Raw genomic sequence first — 20,338 nt, 5'->3', positions numbered from 1 at the left:
CCGGCCATGAGCGTGGGCATCGTGATGGGATCGGACTCCGACTGGCCGGTGATGAAGGCCGCCGCGGAGGTCTGCGCCGAGTTCGGCGTCACCTTCGAGGCGGACGTGATCTCCGCGCACCGGATGCCGGTGGAGATGATCGAGTACGGGCGGGCGGCGCACGGGCGCGGCCTCAAGGTGCTGATCGCCGGCGCCGGCGGCGCGGCGCACCTGCCGGGCATGCTGGCCGCGGTGACGCCGCTGCCGGTGGTCGGCGTACCGGTGCCGCTGAAGTACCTGGACGGGATGGACTCGCTGCTGTCGATCGTGCAGATGCCGGCCGGCGTACCGGTGGCCACCGTGTCGATCGGCAACGCCCGCAACGCGGGGCTGCTCGCCGTACGGATCCTGGCGGCGCACGACCCGGAGCTGCTGAAGAAGATGACCGACTTCCAGGACTCGCTGGCCGACCTCGCCCGGGCCAAGGGCGCTGCGGTGCGTGACGGCGCCGAAGAGCTGCGTTAAAGCCCACCCCAGACGGTTTTCCACAGCCTCGGGGCGGGTAGCCGTGAGATCCCAACCATTGTCGTCTAAGGTCGTCGATCGTGACTCCGCCCGCAGAACCGGATACTGAGCGCATCCCGGTCCGTTACTGGATCTGGCTGCTCGGTGCCGCTGTGTCGCTACTCGGCGACATCACGATGACGTTCGCCATCGGCTGGTCGGCCAGCCACTACGGCGGGCAGATCGCCGGCCTGGTGCTGCTGCTCGCGGCGGCACCGCGGGCCGCGCTGCTGCTGATCGGCGGCGCGATCGGCGACCGGTTCGGTGCTCCGCGGGTTCTGCTGGTGAGCTGTACGGCGATGTTCGTGCTGACCGCGGTCCTGGTCCCCGTGACGATCGCCATCGACGAGCCGGTCTGGCTGCTGCTCGGCACCGCGCTGCTGGTCGGCGTGATCGACGCGTTCTTCCTGCCGTCGTCCCGCTCGATGCCGCGGCTGCTGGTCCCGGCCGCGCAGATTCCCCGGGCGATGGCCAGCTTCCAGGTCACCGGCATGGTCTTCGCCGTGATCGGTGCCGCTGTCGGTGGCGCACTGGTCGCCTGGGCCGGGCTGACCGCCGCGGCCGGCTTCGACGCGCTGACCTTCGCGGTGATGATCGTGGTGCTGATCGTGATGGGCAAGGCGATCGCGCCGCCGCCGAAGATGACCACCGGGATGTTCCGCTCGATCGCAGAAGGCCTCAAGGTCGCGCTCGGGCGCCCGCTGACGCGGACCCTGCTGGTCACGATGACGCTCGCGGCCGGTCTGCTGATGCCGATGGACGCCCTGCTGCTGCCGTTGCTGGCCCGCGATCACGGCTGGGACGCCGGCCGCGCCTCGCTGCTGATCGCGGTCCGCAGCCTCGGGGTCGGGCTGATCGCGCTGCGGATCCTGATGCGCGGGGCCTTCCAGCGCCCCGGTCTGGTGGCCGCGGTGGGGTTGCTGCTGGCCTCGATCGGGTTCCTCGGGCTCGCCTTCCTGGACCCGCTGCCGCTGACGATGGCCGCGGCGATCATCAGCGGTCTCGGCGTCGGTACGTTCACCGGGCACCTGCTGCCGCTGCTGATGAACTCGGTCGAGAAGGAGTACCAGTCCCGGCTGCAGTCGGTCGTCGTCCTGTGTCAGAGCCTGGCGCTGGTGATCATGAACCCGCTGCTCGGTTTCTTCACCGACCTCGACGGGATCGGCATCACCGGGGTCCTGCTGGGCATCAGCGTCCTGACGGCACTGATCGGGTTCTTCGCGCTGACCCGCCCGGTGATGCGCGACGCCACCGTCGCCTGAGTACTACGGCTTGCCGGGCGCCCGGTAGGTCCAGCCCGCCTCGCGCCACTTCGCCGAGTCCAGCACCAGGCGCGCGTCCAGCATGACCGGCGCGGCGACGACGTCCTTCAGCCCGACCGGGTCGAGCGCGCGGAACTCCGGCCACTCGGTCAGGTGCAGCACCAGGTGCGCGCCCTCACAGGCCTCGATCGCCGAGGCGGCGTACCGGAGCGTCGGGCGGACGCGCCGCGCGTTCTCCATCGCCTCCGGGTCGTACACGGTGACCGTCGCGCCGTGCAGCTGGATCCGGCCGGCCACGTCGAGCGCGGGCGAGTCCCGGACGTCGTCCGTACCCGCCTTGAACGCGGCGCCGAGCACCGTGACGTTGCGGCCGACCCACTCGGCGCCGAGCAGCTCGTGGGTGACGTCGACGATGCGGGCGCGGCGCCGGTAGTTGATGTCGTCGACCTCGCGCAGCAGCGTGATGACCTCCTCGACCCCGAGTTCACCGGCCCGGGCCATGAACGCGCGCAGGTCCTTCGGCAGGCAGCCGCCGCCGTACCCGGGTCCGGCATTGAGCATCCCGCGGCCGATCCGCTTGTCGAAACCGAGCGCGTCGGCCAGCTGGGTGACGTCGGCGCCGGTCGCGTCGGCCATCTCCGACAGCGCGTTGATGAACGAGATCTTCGTGGCCAGGAAGGCGTTCGCGCCGCCCTTGACCAGCTCCGCGGTCGGCAGGTTGCAGACCACGACCGGCGTGCCCTCGGCGATCGGGGTCGCGAACACCTGCCGCAGCGTCTTCTCGGCGCCGTCCGTCTGTACGCCGAAGACCAGCCGGTCCGGGTGCAGCGTGTCGTCGACGCCGTGCGCCTCGCGCAGGAACTCCGGCTGCCAAGCGATCTCGACGCCGGTCCCGGCCGGAGCCTCGGTGTGGAAGCGCTGCTCGACGACCTTCGACGTACCGACCGGGACGGTCGACCGCCCGACGACCAGCGTCGGCCGGGTGAGCAGCGGGGCGAGCATGTCGACGACCGAGTTCACCTGGGCCAGATCGGCGGCGTCGCTGCCCTCGGTCTGCGGCGTCCCCACGCAGATGAAGTGCACGTCGGCCCAGTCGGCGATCTCGCGGTAGTCCTTGGTGAAGCGCAGCCGCCCGGACTCCACGTGCTTCTTCAGCAACGGGTCGAGCCCCGGCTCGTACAGCGGGGCCTTGCCGTCGTTGAGCAGCTTCAGCCGGTGCTCGTCGATCTCGACGCCGATCACGTCGAAGCCGAACTCGGCCATGCCGGCGGCGGTGTTGGCCCCGAGGTAGTTGGTCCCGATCACCGCGATCCGCAGCGAGCCGGTGGGCGTCTCAGTCATGCGGGCGACTCTACCGAGGCGGGTGGCCGGCCGGTGAACGGCTCTGGTCCCGCGCAAGTACCTCCGGGTGCGCCGTACGTCACTTTCCGGTGCCGGGAGGTCGTCGTCTGGGGCTATCCGTCGTAGATTGCAACTCGTGAGTAACTCATTCGACCTGTACGCGCTGTCCGAGGAGCACGAGGCGATCCGGGCGGCGGTCCGCGACGTCTGCGACGCCAAGGTGGCCCCGCACGCCGGGGACGTCGACGAGCTCGCCGAGTTCCCGAAGGCGTCGTACGACGCGCTGAAGGCCTCGGACTTCCACGCCCCGCACATCCCGGAGGCCTACGGCGGCGCCGGTGCGGACGCGCTGGCCACGGTGATCGTGATCGAGGAGGTGGCCCGCGCCTGCGCGTCCACCTCGCTGATCCCGGCGGTGAACAAACTCGGCTCGCTGCCGCTGCTGCTGTCGGCGTCCGAGGAGGTCAAACAGGCGTACCTGCCGCCGGTCGCGGCCGGCGACGCGATGTTCTCGTACTGCCTGTCCGAGCCGGAGGCCGGCTCGGACGCGGTGTCGATGAAGACCCGCGCGGTCGCCGACGGCGGCGACTTCGTGCTGAACGGCGTGAAGCGCTGGATCACCAACGCCGGGGTGAGCGACTACTACACCGTCTTCGCGGTCACCGACCCCGCCGCCCGCTCGAAGGGCATCTCGGCGTTCGTGGTCGAGAAGGCCGACGAGGGCGTCTCGTTCGGCGCCCCCGAGAAGAAGCTCGGCATCAAGGGCTCGCCGACCCGCGAGGTGTACTTCGACAACGTCCGGATCCCGGCCTCGCGGATGATCGGCGAGCCCGGCACCGGCTTCGGTACGGCGATGGCGACCCTCGACCACACCCGGGTCACGATCGCCGCCCAGGCCCTCGGCATCGCCCAGGGCGCGCTCGACTACGCGCTCGGCTACGTCAAGGAGCGCAAGCAGTTCGGCAAGGCGATCGCGGAGTTCCAGGGCCTGCAGTTCATGCTCGCCGACATGGGCATGAAGCTCGAGGCCGCCCGCCAGCTCACCTACGCCGCCGCCGCCCGCTCCGAACGGAACGCTCCTGACCTCACGTACTTCGGCGCCGCCGCCAAGTGCTTCGCCTCCGACGTCGCGATGGCCGTCACCACCGACGCCGTCCAACTCCTCGGCGGCTACGGCTACACCCACGACTACCCGGTCGAACGCATGATGCGCGACGCGAAGATCACCCAGATCTACGAGGGCACCAACCAGGTCCAGCGCATCGTGATGGCCCGGCAACTGTTGAAGGGTCTCAGCTGAGAGTATTTCTGCAGTTCAGAGGTCAATTTCAGGGTTCTCGGCAGACAGGCCGCCGTCCAGCTCCCACGAGGTCCTGCGGGTGCGGACGGCGACCTGCATCGTCACTGCTCCGTGGGACCTGAGGGACAAGAGACGGGTAAGTCTGGGGTCAACGGCCTTCCGCGCCAGCTCATGGATGGCTGCAACATGTGTGGGTGTAGTGCCGGAGAGTGAAGCCTGGGTCTACGTCGGCGAGGTACTCGGCGAGTTCGTTGAGGTTGACGTCGTCGGCGACGGTGATGCCTCGCGTAGTAGCGCCGCAGAGCGTGCATACCGTTCTCTCGGCGGTTGACGTAGTGCTTCCGCCCGCGGGCATCTCTGATCGGCTCGCGGATCGCTCCGGCATGGACAGGGCCAGCTTACAGACGAGTTCGCCGTAGGTCCCCGCCCGGATGGTTTGTCGTCCGTCCAGCGGAACAGCAGCCTGACGGCGCGTGGAGCGCCGTCGACTGTCCTCCTCCGCGAGGTCGAGTTCTCACCTTGCTGCTCCCTGCGCCGCACGCTTCTATTTGTATCGCAAGTGGTACATTTGACACATGACAGTGACTCCAGACCGCGGCTTTCGTCTCGACGGGCTGCTTGATCATGGTCTACGTGACCTCGACATCAGCGCGGCCGAACACGCACTCGCGGTCACGCGGTACACGGATCTTGGCGGCTGCTTCGACGACCACTGGAGCGCCACCCGTGGGGACAACCTGGTGATGCCGCAGGGTTCCTTCCTGCTCGGAACGGTAGTGCGCAACATCGATCGCAACGAGGGGATCGACATCGACCTCGTGGCAATCCGAGACGTCAGCAAATTCTCGACCACACAGACGGAGTTGAAGAAGGATGCCGGAGTTGCTGTAAGCAACTATCGAAGCTCTCCGAACAGTGACGCACCGGAAACCTCGGAGTGCTCGCGGTGTTTCACTCTGACCTGGCACGGCATGCATCTGGACGTCCTGCCCGCCATCCCGAACCCCGCACCGCCTGGCGGCATCCTCATCACCGACAAGGACGTGGTCCGCTGGTTGCCGTCCAACCCGAAGGGGTATGCGGGATGGTTTCGCGCTCAGATGGTCGAGCAACTTGAGCATCAGCGCGTCATCCTGGCAAAGGAATTGGAGATCGAGGAGGTTCCCGAGTGGCAGGTTAAGACCACCTTGCAGCGCGCCGTACAGGCTCTGAAACGCCACCGCGACATCTACTTCGCCGATCGTGACGGCAAGCCGACCTCGGTCGTCCTCACCACGCTGGCGGCGATGGCATACCAGGGCGGCGATGACATCTACGAGGTCCTCCGGTCCGTGACAGGACGGATGGGCGACCTCCTCGTGAAGGTAAACGGCCGGTGGACGCTCCCGAATCCGGCTCAGCCCGGTGAGGATTTCATGGACAGCTGGGCTGCCGATCCCGAGCGCGCCGAGATGTTTTTTGAGTGGCTCGATACCGCCCAGCAAACCTTCGACGAGTTCGGCCTGAGGCATGGTCTGGACTACTCGGTGCCTCTGCTCGGTCAAGCCTTTGGTGATCGTTTCGCCAAAGCTGCAAGCCGGGGTCTTGCGTCAACGATGCACGGCGCCCGCCAGGACAGGTCGCTGCGCGCAGCGAGTGGCGGATTGATCGTCGGCGCGATGACGGCCGGATCGCATCGTGTGAAGGAGCACAGCTTCCGTGGTGGTTCGACGGCCTGAGATCAACCTGGCGATCCAGGCGCTGACGCTGCAACGCCTGGTTCCCGGCAGCACGGCGCAGATCCACCGCGGTCGCCTCAACTGGTTCGGTGACGTCCAGCCCACGCCAGACACCCGCAGTTATTCCCTGCGCCTCAAGGCCGCTGTCGGACAGACGCCGTCCGTCCGCGTTCTTCGCCCTGCCCTACAACCGAATGAAGACGGTTGGCTCCCGCACGTCTACGACACTGGAGACCTGTGCTTGAGCGAGTACGGGGACTGGCACCCGCGGATGCTGTTCGCCGACACCTATGTGCCGTGGGCAATGGAATGGCTGATGTATTACGAGCTCTGGTTGGCGACTGGCCTGTGGTACGGCGACGGTCCCGACAACCTGGACGATGTGTCCCAGTCGAGCATCCTCCACAGAGTCCGTTAGCATCACGCCGGTATCGTCGGATTCGAGCGCAACAACCACCTGAGGGGCCGCTGAACAATGTCAGAGACGCCGGCACAGACCCCCCTCGGCGATGCTCTCCGGTCGGAGCGCCGCCGGCGGCGTCTGTCGCTCCGTGACCTCGCCGATGAGATCGGCGTCAGCTTCAACACGCTCTCCCGAGTGGAACGCGGCCACATCCCCGATCTGAAGAACTACGACCGGATCGTCTCCTGGCTTGGTGGCCCTGGGCAAACACTTCTTGACCCAGCCACTCAGATGGACACGACACCTGAGTTGATCGCAAAACACCTCTACTCTGACTCCCGCCTTAAACCCGAGCATGCCAACGAGATCCTTGAGTTGATCCAGAACCTGTACGACAAACTGGCGGTCCCGCAGCCGACGTTCGGCGTTCACCTCCGATCGGGACAGACCTTTCTTCCCGACGCCGGTTCGAAACTCGCACAAGTCTTGGAAGACATGTACACCGCGCTTTCGAAGGAGCGCAAGTAACGTGCGACGCGGATTCAAGGCCGAGGCCGAACGCACCAGCACAGAGGTTCGGGTTCGCCTAGGTATCGGAAAGGCAGAACGCCTGCCTCTTGAACTCCTGGCATCTTCCCTCGGCGCAGAACTCCGCTCCGCAGGCGACCTCATCGATATCGCCAGACTGGAAGAGATTGAGCGCATCCAGCCTGGGGCCTTCTCGGCCTGCACCTTCGAAATCGGCGAGCGCCACGTCGTCGTCTGGAACCCGCTGTCGACCCCTGGACGGATCTCCAGCGACATCGCCCACGAACTATCGCACCTCCTGCTCAAGCATTCAGTCCAGCAGGTCGAAACAGTCGGCGACCTGACATTCTTCGGCTGCGACCCCGACGAAGAGCAGGAGGCGAACTGGCTCGCCGGATGCCTGCTGCTACCGAGGGCGCTCTTAGTCGTGGAACTGCGGAAGCGAGCGACCGCAGACAGCATCGCCGACAAGTACCAGGTCAGCACTCAGATGGCGAACCATCGGCTGCGCGCCTCGGGGGCGATGCGGCAGGTGCTGGGCCACTAGTCCTACGCAGCACCGCCATCTTGGGCGATAGTGCCGTCATACGAAAAGTGTCCAGCATCGATTTTCCTCTGGGCACGCCAAAATGCGAGCGCGCCGACCGAGGGCGCGTCGGCATGAAGCCGTCGCTTCTCGTCCGTGAACTGACGAACCAGCTCCCGCAACTCCAAGTCCGCGATACCCGAGTCAGCATGCGCATCCAGTTGGTGCCCCTGCCGAACACGAAACTTAAGGTCGCCCAGCTGACGAGCGTTTGTCCGATGGCGCTCAGCAATGCCCTGAGGCTTCAAGAAGGTCAGGAGCGCGGCCGCGACAGCAGCCACTAGAGCCAGCGACGCCGCAAGGCCGGACCGCTCTTTGAGCGCCGATGTCGTGGCCGAGGCCGATGCAACCGCCGCGAACCCTCCAAGCACATAGTGCAGCACCTGGTAGTGCTCGGCGGAAGCGAAGTGGGCCTTCTCGGTATAGAAGATGTCGGTCTCCAACTTCTTCAGCTCCCGGACGAGGTCTTCGCGGTACGTCATGGCCCTCCTTCAGCATGCGACCTGCATTCAGGCTATCTCAGGCATGCTGATCTTCGGGCGCTTCCAATAGTTCAAGGCCGTCTGGCACCTGGTAGCGCTCGTGCACGTCACGAAGCACACCCTCGAGGTGTTCTGCGTGCCACGCGTCCCGCGCCGAGGCGGCGGTCAGGGTTTCGAGTCGTCGCTCCATACGATGCGCGTTCCAGCACCGTGTGCTCCGTCGGACGTTGGCAGGTGGTGTTCAGAGGTGGCAACTGCTGGAGTGTGAAACCCGCAGGTCACACGGTGAAGGAGCCTTGTTGCCACGGTTTGATCGCGTGAATCTGTCTGAGATCACCCAGGTCGACCGTGGTCGTCAGGAGCGGGCGGTGACCACCGCGTCGGCGATCGGGCCGTGGTGGAGGGGGCCGTGGCCGGGGAGTAGGAGGTCGGCGTCCAGGGCTTCCAAGGGCGTGAGCGCCGACAGGAGTTCGGCGCGGGAAGCGTGGGCGAACATCGCGGGGAGGAGCTGCGGGCCTGTGGTGGGTGACAGCGGGTGGCCGGTGACCAGGGCGTCGCCGGTGATGACGGCGCCGACGGCGGGGAGGTGGAAGGCTGTGTGGCCTGAGGTGTGGCCGTGGGTGGGGACCGGGACGGGGGCGCCGGGGAGGTCCAGGGCGCCAGCAGCAGCACCAGCAGCTCCAGCTCCGGCACCAGGGAAGGCCTGCGCGTGCGGGGCGGCGACGTCCTGGGTGGCGCCGTTGCGGAGGATGTGGACGGCCCACGGGAGGACCCGGGGGCGCCAGATGTTCTTCAGCAGGGTCGGCGGGGCGAGCTGCTCCAGGTAGTCGCGGTGGGCGTGGGCGACCTCGGTCGGGTCGAAGTACGCGGGGGTGCCGTAGCGGGTGTGGAACGGGTTGACCGCGCCGAGGTGGTCGACGTGGGCGTGGGTGACCAGGATCGCCTGGACGTCCTCGGGGCGGCGGCCGATCGACCGGATCGACTCCTCGACGTCGTTCAGGTCGCCGGGGTAGCCGCTGTCGACCAGGGTCAGGTCGGTGCCGTCGCGGAGCAGGATCCAGTTCACCGCGGAACCGCGGACCAGGAAGACGTTCTCGGCTGCTTCGACCACTCGGTTGTCGCTCACCGGATCAAACTAGCGCTCAGCGCTTGCGGGCGACCGCGCAGTACAAGAAGTTGCCATCGGCGTCGATCTCGGGCGCGTCGGGATCCGGTGCCCCGGGCGGGTTCCAGTCCGATACCCGGAACAGGCCCGGGCTGAGCACCTCGAGGTCGCCGAACAGGGTGAGGATCTCGGCGGGTGTCCGGAACCGCAGATCGGGGAAGCTCGGGCCGAGCCGCTCCTCGAAGGCGTCGGCGAGCTCCGCGGCCGGGCTGCCGTCGCGCGGGTTGCAGGCGTGGCTGATCGCGACGTACGAGCCGGACGGCAGGTGGTCCAGGTACTCCGCCTGGATCTTCCGCGCGTCGTCGAGGTCCGGGACGTGGTGCAGCACCAGGGCCTCGATCAGCGCGATCGGGCGGCTGTCGTCGAGCCCGACCACGACGGCCTCGTCGACCAGCACCTGGCGCGGGCGGGTCAGGTCGGCGGCGACGAACGCGGTGTAGTCGTTGTCGACCAGCAGCGCCCGGCCGTGGGCGATCACCGACGGGTCGATGTCGACGTACACGACCTTGGCCCGCGGCCGCACGGCCTGGGCGACCTGGTGCAGGTTCTCCTCGGTCGGCAGACCGGCGCCGAGGTCGACGAACTGGCCGACCTGCTGCTCACCGGCCAGCCACCTGACCACCCGCCGCAGCCAGCGCCGGTTCTCCCGGGCCCAGAGCGGCAGGTCCGGCACGACCTCGAGGAGTTGCCGGCCGAGCTCCCGGTCGGCCTCGAAGTGGTCCTTGCCGCCGAGCAGCAGGTCGTAGACGCGCGCGTCGCTGGGTCTGCTCGCGTCGACGAGCGGCGGCTCCTCCGCCCATTCGCCGGCCTGCTCGATCATCCCCGAAACCCCTTCACTTCTTGGCCTTGCGGTCAGTTCTTCGAGGCTAGCGCGAAGGGGTGGGGCAACCCGGGGCAGATCACGGGGCATCCTGGGGCAGATCAGGACGATTTCGGGGCGGATCCGGGGCAGATCGGGGAAACCTGGGGCAACCCGGGGCAGATCAGCGCCGGTCGTTGTCGTCGGAGCTGAACAGGGTCTCCGAGTCCGGCTCGTCGGCCGGCCGCTGGGAGCGGATCCGCTGGTGCTCCGGCGGCGCCTCGTCGTCCAGGTACCCGTCGCCGGGCTTGCCGTCCGGGCCGCCGAAGAGCAGGTCGGACATCTTCAGGTGCATCATCTCGACGTGCGGTACGTCGGGCAGCACCACGTGCCCGCCCTCGCTGGCCGACTGGATCTGCAGCGTGCCGCAGCCGAGCATCCGGTCGATCAGGCCGTGCTCGTAGGAGACGTCGTTGATCCGCATCAGCGGGATGTCCCGGCCGGTCCGGGTCAGGATGCCGTGCCGGGTGATGAGGCGCCGGTTGGTCAGCGTGTACGTCGAGAAGAACCAGTTCAGGAACGGCTTGGCGCCGAACACGATCAGCACCAGCAGCCCGACCACGCCGATCGCGATCCGGGCCGGGGTCTGCAGGCTGCCGGCCGGCACGATCGCGGCCAGGAACCCGCCGCCGGCCGCCACCACGAGCAGCAGGAACACCGGGAAGATCAGCGCCTTCCAGTGCGTCCGGGTGTCGACGACGATGTACTCGTCCTCACCCAACAACTTCGCCGAGATCGCCATGAGATCAGTCAATCACGAGACGAGCGCCACCGGACCGGCGAAATGATTTAATGCTTTACAGAATGCATACAGTGCGCCAGTATGCGCCGGGGGGCTACCTGTTAAGGAGTCAGTTCTGATGGCCATCTTGTCGGTCCTCGACCGGGAGCACAGCGTCGCACCCCCGGGCTACAGCCGCTGGCTGATCCCGCCGGCCGCGCTCGCGGTCCACCTGTGCATCGGGCAGGCCTACGCCACCTCGGTCTACAAGACGTCGCTGGTGAAGCACTTCGACGCCAGCCAGACCTCGATCGGCGTCATCTTCAGCATCGCGATCGTGATGCTCGGCCTGTCGGCCGCGATCGGCGGCACCTGGGTGGAGCGCAACGGCCCGCGCAAGGCGATGTTCGTCTCGGCCTGCTTCTGGGCCGCCGGCTTCCTGGTCGGTGCCTTGGGCATCGGAACCGGCCAGCTCTGGCTGGTCTACCTCGGGTACGGCGTGATCGGCGGCATCGGCCTCGGCATCGGCTACATCTCGCCGGTCTCGACGCTGATCAAGTGGTTCCCCGACCGCCCGGGCCTGGCCACCGGCCTGGCGATCATGGGCTTCGGCGGCGGCGCGCTGGTCGCCAGCCCGCTGTCGCGCCAACTGCTCAGCCTGTACGACGACGGCTACGACCCGAACAACTCCGCGTCCGTGGCCGGCGGCAGCGCGCTGGTCGCGCTGTTCCTCACGCTCGGCATCGGCTACTTCGTGATCATGATGTTCGGTGTCTTCAACATCCGGGTCCCCGCCGAGGGCTGGAAGCCGGACGGCTTCGACCCGTCGACGGTGAAGCAGAAGGCCCTCGTCACCACGGCGAACGTGTCGGCCGCGAACGCGATCAAGACCCCGCAGTTCTGGCTGCTGTGGGTGGTGCTGCTGTGCAACGTCACCGCCGGGATCGGCATCCTCGAGCAGGCCAGCCCGATGATCCAGGACTTCTTCCGCGGCGCCGACGGCAAGTCGTCGGTCGCGGTCGCCGCGGCCGCCGGGTTCGTCGGCGTGCTGTCGATCTTCAACATGGCCGGCCGGTTCGGCTGGTCGACCACGTCGGACGTCATCGGCCGCAAGCCGATCTACGCGCTGTACCTCGGCGTCGGGATCGTCGCCTACGCGCTGCTGGCGACCGTCGGGCACAACAGCACGGCGCTGTTCGTCTTGCTGGCCGCGGTCATCCTGTCCTTCTACGGCGGCGGTTTCGCCACCGCGCCGGCGTACCTGCGGGACCTCTTCGGCACGTACCAGGTCGGTGCGATCCACGGCCGGCTGCTGACCGCGTGGTCGCTGGCCGGGGTCTTCGGGCCGCTCATCATCAACGGCTTCCTGGACCGGGAAGGCAAGCCTGGCACGCTGACCGAGTCGGCGTACCGTCCGGCGTTGTTCACGATGGTCGGCGTGCTGGCGATCGGTTTCGTCGCCAACCTGCTGATCCGCCCGGTCGCCGCCAAGTTCCACGAGCCGTCCAGCACCGAGTCCGCGGAGGCGGCCAAATGAACCAGACTCCTCGCCTAGTCCTGTCCTGGCTGCTGGTCACGATCCTGCTCGGCTACGGCGTCGTGCAGACGCTGATCACCGCGGCGAAGCTGTTCACCCACTAGTACGTAGATGCGTCACGTCCCCGGCGGCCAGCGCGTGCTGGCCGTCGGCGGCGTCGACGAGCAGGCGGCCGTCGGCGTCGAGCCCGGTCGCCGTCCCCTCCAGGAACTTCCCGTCCGGCAGCTCGACCCGGACCGGCCGGCCGATCGTTGCCGACAGCCCCTGATAGTCGGACAGGATCACCGCGGGATCACCTGCCGCGTCCACCCACTCCCGGTACCGCGCCTCCAGGTCCCGCAGTACGGCGGCCAGCACCGTCACCCGGTCGGTCGTCGCGGCGCCTTCCAGCGCCAGTGAGGTCGCCGCCGGGTGCGGCCGCTCGTCGGCGCGCAGCGTGACGTTCAGCCCCATCCCGACGATCGCCGCCGGCCCGTCGACCCGCTCGAGCAGGATGCCGGCGAGCTTCCGGTCCTCGACCAGTACGTCGTTCGGCCACTTCACCTGCGCCGGGACCTCGGCAACCCGCCGTACGGCGGAGGCGACGGCCAGCGAGACCAGCAGCCCCAGCCACGGCCAGCGGGCAGCCGGTACGGCGTCCGGACGCAGCAGGACCGACGTCAGCAGCGCAGAGCGCGGCGGAGTGGTCCAGGTCCTCCCCAGCCGCCCTCGTCCGGACGACTGGTACTCCGCTGTCGCCACCAGGCCCTCAGGAGCTCCGGTGCGTGCAGCGGCGGCCAGGACGGCGTTGGTGGACGGCGTCTCGGTCAGTACGTCGATCTGCGTCCACAAGCCACCAGGACGCACCAAGCGCGCTCGCAGGAACTTCTCGTCCAGCGGAGGACGCTCCAGGTCTCCGAACATCATCCGGTGTTCTGCAGGCCGGCGGCAACGCCCGACACGGTCAGCAGCAGCAGTCGGCGGGTCCGCACGATCTGCTCCTCGTCGAGGGAGTCGTCGGTGCGCAGGGTCCGCAGCGCTCGCAGCTGCAGGTAGCTGAGCGCGTCGACGTACGGGTTGCGCAGCTCGACCGCGCGGCCGAGCACGCGGCGGCCGGCCAGCAGCCGATCGCCACCGAGCACCTTGAGGACCCACTCAGTGGTCAGGGCGTGCTCGTCGAGCATCAGCTGAGACAGGTCTTCCCGGTCGCCCAGCTCCAAGTAGCGGCCGAGGATGCGCCGGTCCGTCTTGGCCAGCGACATCTCCGCGTTCTCCAGCATCACCTGGAACAGCGGCCAGTTCTTGTTCGCGTCCTGCAGCTTGGCGACGTCACCGACCGCGGCGAGCGCCGTACCGAGCCCGTACCAGCCCGGCGCGTTCACACGGGCCTGCGACCAGGCGAACACCCACGGGATCGCCCGCAGGTCCTCCAGCGACGACACCGCCACACCGCGGCGAGCAGGGCGCGAGCCGAGCGGCAGCTGGCCGAGCTCCTCCAGCGGCGTGACCCGGCCGAACCACTCCGCGAACCCGTCGGCCTTCACCAGCCGGTGGTACGCCGTCTTGGCCGCCTCGTCCAGCACCTTCTCCACCTCGCCGAACCGATCAGCGGCCGCAGCGGCCCGCTCCTCGATCGCCGGGGTGGAGGCCAGCAGTGTCGCGGCGGTGACCTGCTCGATGTGCCGCTGGGCGATCGCTGCGTTGCCGTACCGCGCGGGAATCGCTTCGCCCTGCTCGGTCAGCTTGAACCGGCCGGCAACTGAGCCAGGCGCCTGCGCCAGTACGGCGCGGTTGGCGGGGCCGCCGCCACGGCCGAGCGCACCGCCGCGGCCGTGGAACAGCGTCAGCCGGATGGCGTTGCGCTGGGCCCAGGCGGTGATCCGCGCCTGCGCGTCGTACAGGGCCAGGGTCGCCGAGACCGGGCCGACGTCCTTGGCGGAGTCGGAGTACCCGAGCATGACCTCGAAGCGCCGGTCGTTCGCCGTCAGGCGGTGCCGGACCCGGGTCAGCTGGATCGCGTTGTCCAGCACCTCGACCGAGTTCTGCAGGTCCTCGCCGGTCTCGAACAGCGGTACGACGTCCAGCTCGATCGGGCGGCCGTCCAGCGCCGCGTCGGCCAGCTCGTAGACCGCGGCCAGATCACCGGCGTTGCGGGTGAACGACACGACGTACCGGCGGCAGGCCTCGGGGCCGAAGCGCTGCTGGATCTGGCCGATCACCCGGAGGGTGGCCAGCACCTCCTCGGTCTGGTCGGACAGCTCGCCGCCGCCGAGGACCTCCTCCAGCGCCTTCGCGTGGACGGAGGAGTGCTGCCGGACCTCCAGCTCGGCCAGGTGGAACCCGAACGAGCTCACCTGCCAGATGAGCTGCTGGAGCTGCCCGTACGCCTGGCGGGGAGCACCTGCTGTCACCAGCGAGTCCTGCAGGACCTTGAGCTCGTGCAGGAAGTCAGCGGCCCGCGGGTAGCCGAAGTCGGCGTCGCGGCCACGGGTAGCGGCCAGGCGGCGCGCTGCCAGCAGCAGGAGCTGCCGGTGCGGCTCGGAGGGCGAGCGGGTCTCGATGTCGGCGATCAGCTCCGGGTTGACCGCGCGGGCGTCCTCCAGGATCCGGCGTACTGGGGCGGACGGCGGGGTGGTCGCCGCGTCCAGCGTCAGCGACCGGCCCAGCTCGTCGGTCGCCTGCTCCAGCGCGCGCAGGACGTGGTCGGCCTGGATCTGCATCGCCTCGCGGGTGATCGCGGCGGTGACGTTCGGGTTGCCGTCACGGTCGCCGCCGATCCAGGAACCGAGCCGGACGAACGGCGCGACCGCCGGCGGGCGGGTCCCCGCGGCGTCGCCGGCCAGCGCGTCGTCCAGGCGGCGGTAGACGTTGCCGACGACATCGAACAGGGTCTCCTCGAAGACCGCCATCGCCGAACGCACCTCGTCCAGCGGCGTCGGCCGGCTGGTCCGCAGCTGCGACGTCCGCCAGAGGATGTCGACCTGCTCGACCAGGCTGCGCCGGTTCTCGGCCAGCTCGGCGTCACCGGCGCGCGGGTCGTTGCGCTCCTCCAGCAGCGAGGAGATGCGGCGGATCGTCGCCAGTACGGCGCGGCGGCGGGCTTCGGTCGGGTGCGCGGTCAGGACCGGGCGGAACTCCAGCCCGTTGAGCAGGGCGCGGGCCTGCTGCTCGCCGGCGTCCACGGAGATCTGCTCGACGGCCTGGGCCAGCTCGGACACCGCCGGCGCGTCGCCGGAGCGGTCGCGCTCGCGCAGGACGCGGGCGCGGTGCAGCTCCTCGCTGAGGTTCGTCAGGTGGAAGTAGCAGGTGAACGCGCGGGCGACGTCCTCGGCGCGCTCGTGCGGCCAGGTCGCGACCAGCTGCTCGGCCGCCTCGCCGTCCCCGGCGATGGTCAGCTCCCGCAGCTTCTCGACGTCGTCGAGCAGCGGCTGCCCGGCGTACTCGACCAGGATCCGGCCCAGGATCTCGCCGAGCAGGCGGACATCACCCCGCAGCTCCTCGGGGACTTCGAAACGTGCGCGGGTACGGGTGCGGGCGTTCGCCTGACTGCCGGTCTCGGTCACGTTCGCCCACGATATCTGTGGCCGCGCTCTCTCGCCTCATGGTCCGGCCAGTGAACGCCGATCGTGACCGAACGTACTCGTCCCCAGACGTAGCGTCCGAAGAAGGCGAAGGTGTCCGAACAAGGCGAGGGTATTGCCTCGGGTTCTTCGGACGCAGCAGCTCAGACCGAGCCGAAGCCGCCGCCGACGACCTGCGAGACCACCCGGGCGAGCTCCGCGGGAGTCCGGTCGGTGCCGTCCACGACGAGCATCCGGGCGCAGGCCTCGGTCATCGAGGCGAGCATCTCGGCCAGGACCGGCAGGTTCGCGTCCGGCGCGGTGACGCCCGGCAGCGACTGGACGAGCGTCAGCCGCAGGCCCTCGACCAGGAACGCGCGGGCGGCGCGCACGCGGTCGGCGACGGCCGGCGCCGCGCCGTACTGGGCGCCGAAGACGATCCGCCAGGAGTGCGGGTTCTTCGCGGCGGTCTCCAGGAACGCCGTCAGGCCCTCCAGCACGTGCTCCTGCGGCGTACCGACGGTCGGGTCGGCCGGCAGCGCGGCCATGATCGAGAGCACCAGGTGCTGCTCCTCGCGGGCCAGCAGCGCGAGCAGCAGCTCGTCGCGGTTCGCGAAGGACGCGTAGACCACCGGTTTGGTCACTCCGGCGGCGTCGGCGACCGACTGCATCGTGGTCCCGGCGTACCCGCGCTCGGAGAAGACTTCCAGGGCGGCCTCGAGGATCATCGGCCGCCGGCGTTCCGGGCCGAGGTGCGCGGCCCGGCGGCGAGGTTCCGCAACCGGCTCGTCGGGGCTGACCACTTGACAAACCTACCAGGTCGTAGGAAATTCCTACGGTCCGGTAGGAAGTCGCTCGCCCTGCACCGGGAGCGGCTTCCCGAGCAACTGCCACCGGGAGGTCTGCTTGACCGAACGTGGCAGTGCGCACTGGCTGGAGGCCGGTGACTGGTCCGGGCTCGAACTGGGTGAACTCGCCCGGCTGGTGGACCGGACGTCGGAACGGGAGCTTCGGCATCGACTCATCGGGGGTGTGCGAGAGATCGCGTTGCGCGAGATCTTTCGCCGGATGCCGGAGTACCTCCGACCCGCCCGGGCCACCGGGTTCGACGCCGTGGTGACCTGGCAGATCACCGGCGCCGCCGGCGGCGTCCACGGCGAGGGGCTCGACGAGTACCACCTGCACGTCGCCGACGGCCGCTGCGAACTCGTCCCGGCCCCACCCGGCCCACCCCAGATCTCGGTCCGCACCGACCCGGCGACGCTGCTGAGAATCGTCACCGGCAACGAGGACCCGGTCACCGCCGTACTGAAGCAGCGCCTCTCGGTCCGAGGCGACCTGGCCCTGGCCGCCCGCCTGACGAAGATCTTCGCCGTGGGCCCCCACTGACCCCCAGGCGGCATTCCCCACAGCAAGTACCAACCACCGCCCCGCGCACATCACCGCCTCACCCCCCACCCCAGCCGCGGCTTTCCTTCCCTTTCTTTCTCTTCCTCCTTCCCGCGCGACCGACATCACAGGCGCAACACCTACTAGCCAGTTAGGCTGCCGGTTTATGGGAGAGACCGTGAACATCCACACCACCGCCGGGAAGCTCGCGGACCTGGAGCAACGGCTGGACGAGGCCGTGCACGCCGGGTCCGAGCGGGCGGTGGACAAGCAGCACGCGCGCGGGAAGAAGACCGCCCGCGAACGGATCGCGCTGCTGCTCGACGAGGGATCGTTCTCCGAGCTCGACGAGTTCGCCCGGCACCGCTCGACGGCCTTCGGCCTGGACGCCAACCGCCCGTACGGCGACGGCGTGGTGACCGGTTTCGGCACCATCGACGGCCGTCAGGTCTGCGTGTTCGCGCAGGACTTCACCGTGTTCGGTGGCTCGCTGGGTGAGGTGTTCGGCGAGAAGATCGTCAAGGTGATGGACCTGGCGATGAAGATCGGCTGCCCGCTGATCGGCATCAACGACTCCGGCGGCGCGCGGATCCAGGAAGGCGTCGTCTCGCTCGGCCTGTACGGCGAGATCTTCCGCCGCAACGTCCGGGCCTCCGGCGTGATCCCGCAGATCTCCCTGATCATGGGCCCGTGCGCCGGCGGCGCGGTCTACTCCCCGGCCGTCACCGACTTCACCGTGATGGTCGACGAGTCGTCGTACATGTTCATCACCGGCCCGGACGTGATCAAGACCGTCACCGGTGAGGACGTCACCCAGGAGGAGCTCGGCGGCGCCCGGACGCACAACACCAAGTCGGGCAACGCGCACTACCTGGGCAGCGACGAGGAGGACGCGGTCGACTGGGTGAAGGCCCTGGTCGCGCACCTGCCGCAGAACAACCTGGAGGACCCGCCGGCGTACGACTTCGCCGCCGACCTCGAGCTCAGCGACACCGACGCCGCGCTGGACACGCTGATCCCGGACTCGCCGAACCAGCCGTACGACATGCACACGGTGATCGAAGCGGTCGTCGACGAAGGCGACTTCCTGGAGGTGCAGGCGCTGTTCGCGCCGAACCTGATCGTCGGCTTCGGCCGCGTCGAGGGCCGCCCGGTCGGCGTCGTCGCGAACCAGCCGATGCAGTTCGCCGGCACGCTCGACATCGACGCCTCCGAGAAGGCCGCCCGGTTCGTCCGCACCTGCGACGCGTTCAACCTGCCGATCCTGACCTTCGTCGACGTCCCCGGGTTCCTGCCCGGCACCGACCAGGAGTGGAACGGCATCATCCGCCGCGGCGCGAAACTGATCTACGCGTACGCCGAGGCGACCGTCCCGATGATCACCGTGATCACCCGCAAGGCGTACGGCGGCGCGTACGACGTGATGGGCTCCAAGCACCTCGGCGCCGACATGAACATCGCCTGGCCGACCGCCCAGATCGCCGTGATGGGCGCCCAGGGCGCCGTCAACATCCTGCACCGCCGCGAACTGGCCGGCGCCGACGACGTCGAGTCCCGCCGCCAGCAACTGATCACGGAGTACGAGGACCACCTCGCCAACCCGTACATCGCGGCGGAACGCGGCTACATCGACGCGGTGATCAAGCCCAGCGAAACCCGCGCCGAGATCATCCGCGCGCTGCGCCTGCTCCGCACCAAGCGCGACACCCTGCCCCCGAAGAAGCACGGCAACATCCCCCTCTGACGGGAGCCCTCCGATGACCGACACCTCCAACTCCCCCGGCGCCGCGGGCGCCTCGCGCGGCCCCGCCGACGCGCTGCCCGCCGCCGACTCGCTGCCGGCGGCTGATGCGCTACCCGCGGCTGACTCGCTCTCCGCGGCCGACTCCCCGTCCGTCGCGAGCACTCCCGTCCTCCGCGTCGTCAAGGGCGACCCCTCCCCCGAGGAACTCGCCGCCCTGCTCGCCGTGGTCTCCGCCCGCGCCGCCGCCCCCGCTCCCGAGCCCGACCCCGAACGAGCCAGCGACTGGGCGACGTACTGGCGCCACGCCAAGCGCCCGCTCCACCCAGGCCCCGGCCGGTGGCGTGCAAGCGCCCACCCGTGATCGCAGCCGACACCGCCGGTCTGCTGCGCGCCCGGCTGCTCGCAGCCGGCATCGACCTCGAACACCCCTCGCCCGACACCGTCCTCCGCACCTGGAAGACGTTCCACGCCTTCAGCGCCGTCCCGGTCGAGGACGTCCTCGGACCGGACGAGGACGGCGACGGCCTGCTCGTCCAGTACGGCGTCGCCGACTTCGGCGACACCAGCGGCCGGCACTTCGCCCTCGACTTCACCCGGCAGTTCATCGGCGAAGGCATCAGCCAGCTCCATTGCACGTTCAAGTACGACGTGGTCGCCGAACTGGAGGCGATTGCGCCGGACAACCTGTGGTCGTTCGGGATGACCCCCAGCGACTTCGCAGCCCAGGTGGAACAAATGGACGGCTTCCAGCAAGTCGTCGCGAGCAAGCTCCGGCCGCACCGCCTGGTCGTCGGGTTCGATGCGGACGTGTGCTGATCGGGCGCACAGCCAGTCTCGCCCGCAGGGCGGGCGCGCGGGCCGATCCCTTCGCGCCCCTGAGCCGCCTGTTGGCCAGAGCGTCTGAGGCGCCACTGGCCGGAGACTTCGCCCCGGACACCAGCCAGTCGGAGCGCCCCGCCCGAGCGTTCGCATCGCCTCTACGTGCTGGTTTCGGCCCGGCACTCCGGCGAGACCTTGGGCGCTGCGCACCTGCGGCGACCGCAGGTCGAGCGCGCACGGCGCGCGGGCCGGCGTCCCAGCGGCGCGCGAGCCGGCCCCTCCGCGGCGCGTGGAGCGGCGGCAGCTCAAGCACGAGCGACGGCGCGGGCCGGCGTCCCAGCGGCGCGCGAGCCGGCGCCTCCGCAGCGTGTGGGGCGGCGGCAGCTCGAAGAGCGTCGGGTA

General features: G+C 69.0%; 20 protein-coding genes. 12 read left to right on the top strand and 8 right to left on the bottom strand.

What is annotated here, in order from left to right:
* Positions 1–6: 6 nt before the first annotated feature.
* Both purE and AB0M01_RS33565 read left to right on the top strand, forming a co-directional pair.
* Positions 7–504: a 5-(carboxyamino)imidazole ribonucleotide mutase gene (purE, locus tag AB0M01_RS33570; RefSeq protein WP_363676509.1), complete on the top strand. Its 498-nt coding sequence runs from the start codon at positions 7–9 to the stop codon at positions 502–504.
* 80 nt (positions 505–584) lie between these two features.
* Complete coding sequence (locus tag AB0M01_RS33565) at positions 585–1,805, top strand: MFS transporter (protein WP_363676508.1); 1,221 nt, start codon at positions 585–587, stop codon at positions 1,803–1,805.
* 3 nt (positions 1,806–1,808) lie between these two features.
* Here AB0M01_RS33565 and AB0M01_RS33560 read toward each other — a convergent pair whose 3' ends face one another.
* Positions 1,809–3,146: a UDP-glucose/GDP-mannose dehydrogenase family protein gene (locus AB0M01_RS33560; protein WP_363676507.1), complete on the bottom strand. Its 1,338-nt coding sequence runs from the start codon at positions 3,144–3,146 to the stop codon at positions 1,809–1,811.
* Between the two features lie 136 nt (positions 3,147–3,282).
* Between AB0M01_RS33560 and AB0M01_RS33555 the strand changes: the two genes are divergently transcribed.
* The 5 genes from AB0M01_RS33555 to AB0M01_RS33535 all read left to right on the top strand — a co-directional run bounded on the left by AB0M01_RS33555 (position 3,283) and on the right by AB0M01_RS33535 (position 7,642).
* The gene (locus AB0M01_RS33555) at positions 3,283–4,446 is read left to right on the top strand and encodes an acyl-CoA dehydrogenase family protein (protein WP_363676506.1); all 1,164 of its coding nucleotides are present in this window, start codon (positions 3,283–3,285) and stop codon (positions 4,444–4,446) included.
* 575 nt (positions 4,447–5,021) lie between these two features.
* Entirely contained in the window at positions 5,022–6,164 is a 1,143-nt protein-coding gene (locus tag AB0M01_RS33550; RefSeq protein WP_363676505.1) for a nucleotidyltransferase, read from the top strand.
* On the top strand, positions 6,145–6,582 hold the full coding sequence (locus AB0M01_RS33545; protein ID WP_363676504.1) for a hypothetical protein: 438 nt from the start codon (positions 6,145–6,147) through the stop codon (positions 6,580–6,582). The genes AB0M01_RS33550 and AB0M01_RS33545 overlap by 20 nt, the downstream gene beginning before the upstream one ends.
* Before the next feature lie 57 nt (positions 6,583–6,639).
* Positions 6,640–7,095, top strand: coding sequence for a helix-turn-helix transcriptional regulator (locus AB0M01_RS33540; RefSeq protein WP_363676503.1), 456 nt, complete (start codon positions 6,640–6,642; stop codon positions 7,093–7,095).
* Between the two features lies 1 nt (position 7,096).
* The gene (locus AB0M01_RS33535; RefSeq protein WP_363676502.1) at positions 7,097–7,642 is read left to right on the top strand and encodes an ImmA/IrrE family metallo-endopeptidase; all 546 of its coding nucleotides are present in this window, start codon (positions 7,097–7,099) and stop codon (positions 7,640–7,642) included.
* A 2-nt stretch (positions 7,643–7,644) separates the two neighbouring features.
* Here the strand turns inward: AB0M01_RS33535 and AB0M01_RS33530 are convergent, their stop codons facing one another.
* The 4 genes from AB0M01_RS33530 to AB0M01_RS33515 all read right to left on the bottom strand — a co-directional run bounded on the left by AB0M01_RS33530 (position 7,645) and on the right by AB0M01_RS33515 (position 10,929).
* A complete protein-coding gene (locus AB0M01_RS33530) occupies positions 7,645–8,163 on the bottom strand; it encodes an SLATT domain-containing protein (protein WP_363676501.1) in 519 nt (172 codons plus the stop codon).
* Between the two features lie 355 nt (positions 8,164–8,518).
* Complete coding sequence (locus tag AB0M01_RS33525; RefSeq protein WP_363676500.1) at positions 8,519–9,289, bottom strand: MBL fold metallo-hydrolase; 771 nt, start codon at positions 9,287–9,289, stop codon at positions 8,519–8,521.
* Between the two features lie 16 nt (positions 9,290–9,305).
* Complete coding sequence (locus tag AB0M01_RS33520; protein WP_363676499.1) at positions 9,306–10,148, bottom strand: SAM-dependent methyltransferase; 843 nt, start codon at positions 10,146–10,148, stop codon at positions 9,306–9,308.
* 163 nt (positions 10,149–10,311) lie between these two features.
* Positions 10,312–10,929 (bottom strand): PH domain-containing protein, encoded by a 618-nt coding sequence (locus tag AB0M01_RS33515; RefSeq protein ID WP_363676498.1) that lies wholly within the window; start codon positions 10,927–10,929, stop codon positions 10,312–10,314.
* A 118-nt stretch (positions 10,930–11,047) separates the two neighbouring features.
* Between AB0M01_RS33515 and AB0M01_RS33510 the strand changes: the two genes are divergently transcribed.
* Positions 11,048–12,445 carry an OFA family MFS transporter gene (locus AB0M01_RS33510; protein ID WP_363676497.1) on the top strand — a complete coding sequence of 466 codons (1,398 nt, stop codon included), beginning with the start codon at positions 11,048–11,050 and terminating at the stop codon, positions 12,443–12,445.
* 93 nt (positions 12,446–12,538) lie between these two features.
* On the opposite strand, the gene AB0M01_RS33505 is transcribed toward AB0M01_RS33510, so the two are convergent.
* From AB0M01_RS33505 to AB0M01_RS33495, 3 genes are all read right to left on the bottom strand, one after another.
* Positions 12,539–13,351: a biotin--[acetyl-CoA-carboxylase] ligase gene (locus AB0M01_RS33505; protein ID WP_363676496.1), complete on the bottom strand. Its 813-nt coding sequence runs from the start codon at positions 13,349–13,351 to the stop codon at positions 12,539–12,541.
* On the bottom strand, positions 13,348–15,987 hold the full coding sequence (locus AB0M01_RS33500) for a phosphoenolpyruvate carboxylase (protein WP_363676495.1): 2,640 nt from the start codon (positions 15,985–15,987) through the stop codon (positions 13,348–13,350). The genes AB0M01_RS33505 and AB0M01_RS33500 overlap by 4 nt, the downstream gene beginning before the upstream one ends.
* 161 nt (positions 15,988–16,148) lie before the next feature.
* Entirely contained in the window at positions 16,149–16,787 is a 639-nt protein-coding gene (locus AB0M01_RS33495; RefSeq protein WP_363676494.1) for a TetR/AcrR family transcriptional regulator, read from the bottom strand.
* A 103-nt stretch (positions 16,788–16,890) separates the two neighbouring features.
* Here AB0M01_RS33495 and AB0M01_RS33490 point away from each other — a divergent pair, with 103 nt between their 5' ends.
* The 4 genes from AB0M01_RS33490 (at position 16,891) to AB0M01_RS33475 (ending at position 19,933) form a co-directional block, all read left to right on the top strand.
* A complete protein-coding gene (locus tag AB0M01_RS33490) occupies positions 16,891–17,373 on the top strand; it encodes an SCP2 sterol-binding domain-containing protein (protein ID WP_363676493.1) in 483 nt (160 codons plus the stop codon).
* Between the two features lie 166 nt (positions 17,374–17,539).
* Positions 17,540–19,117, top strand: coding sequence for an acyl-CoA carboxylase subunit beta (locus AB0M01_RS33485; protein ID WP_363676492.1), 1,578 nt, complete (start codon positions 17,540–17,542; stop codon positions 19,115–19,117).
* A 13-nt stretch (positions 19,118–19,130) separates the two neighbouring features.
* Entirely contained in the window at positions 19,131–19,478 is a 348-nt protein-coding gene (locus AB0M01_RS33480; protein ID WP_363676491.1) for an acyl-CoA carboxylase subunit epsilon, read from the top strand.
* Positions 19,475–19,933 (top strand): hypothetical protein, encoded by a 459-nt coding sequence (locus AB0M01_RS33475; RefSeq protein ID WP_363676490.1) that lies wholly within the window; start codon positions 19,475–19,477, stop codon positions 19,931–19,933. The genes AB0M01_RS33480 and AB0M01_RS33475 overlap by 4 nt, the downstream gene beginning before the upstream one ends.
* The last annotated feature ends 405 nt before the right edge of the window (positions 19,934–20,338 follow it).

The organism is Kribbella sp. NPDC051770 (assembly GCF_040681455.1).
Classification (GTDB): domain Bacteria; phylum Actinomycetota; class Actinomycetes; order Propionibacteriales; family Kribbellaceae; genus Kribbella.
This window is presented reverse-complemented; position numbering and strand designations above follow the sequence as displayed.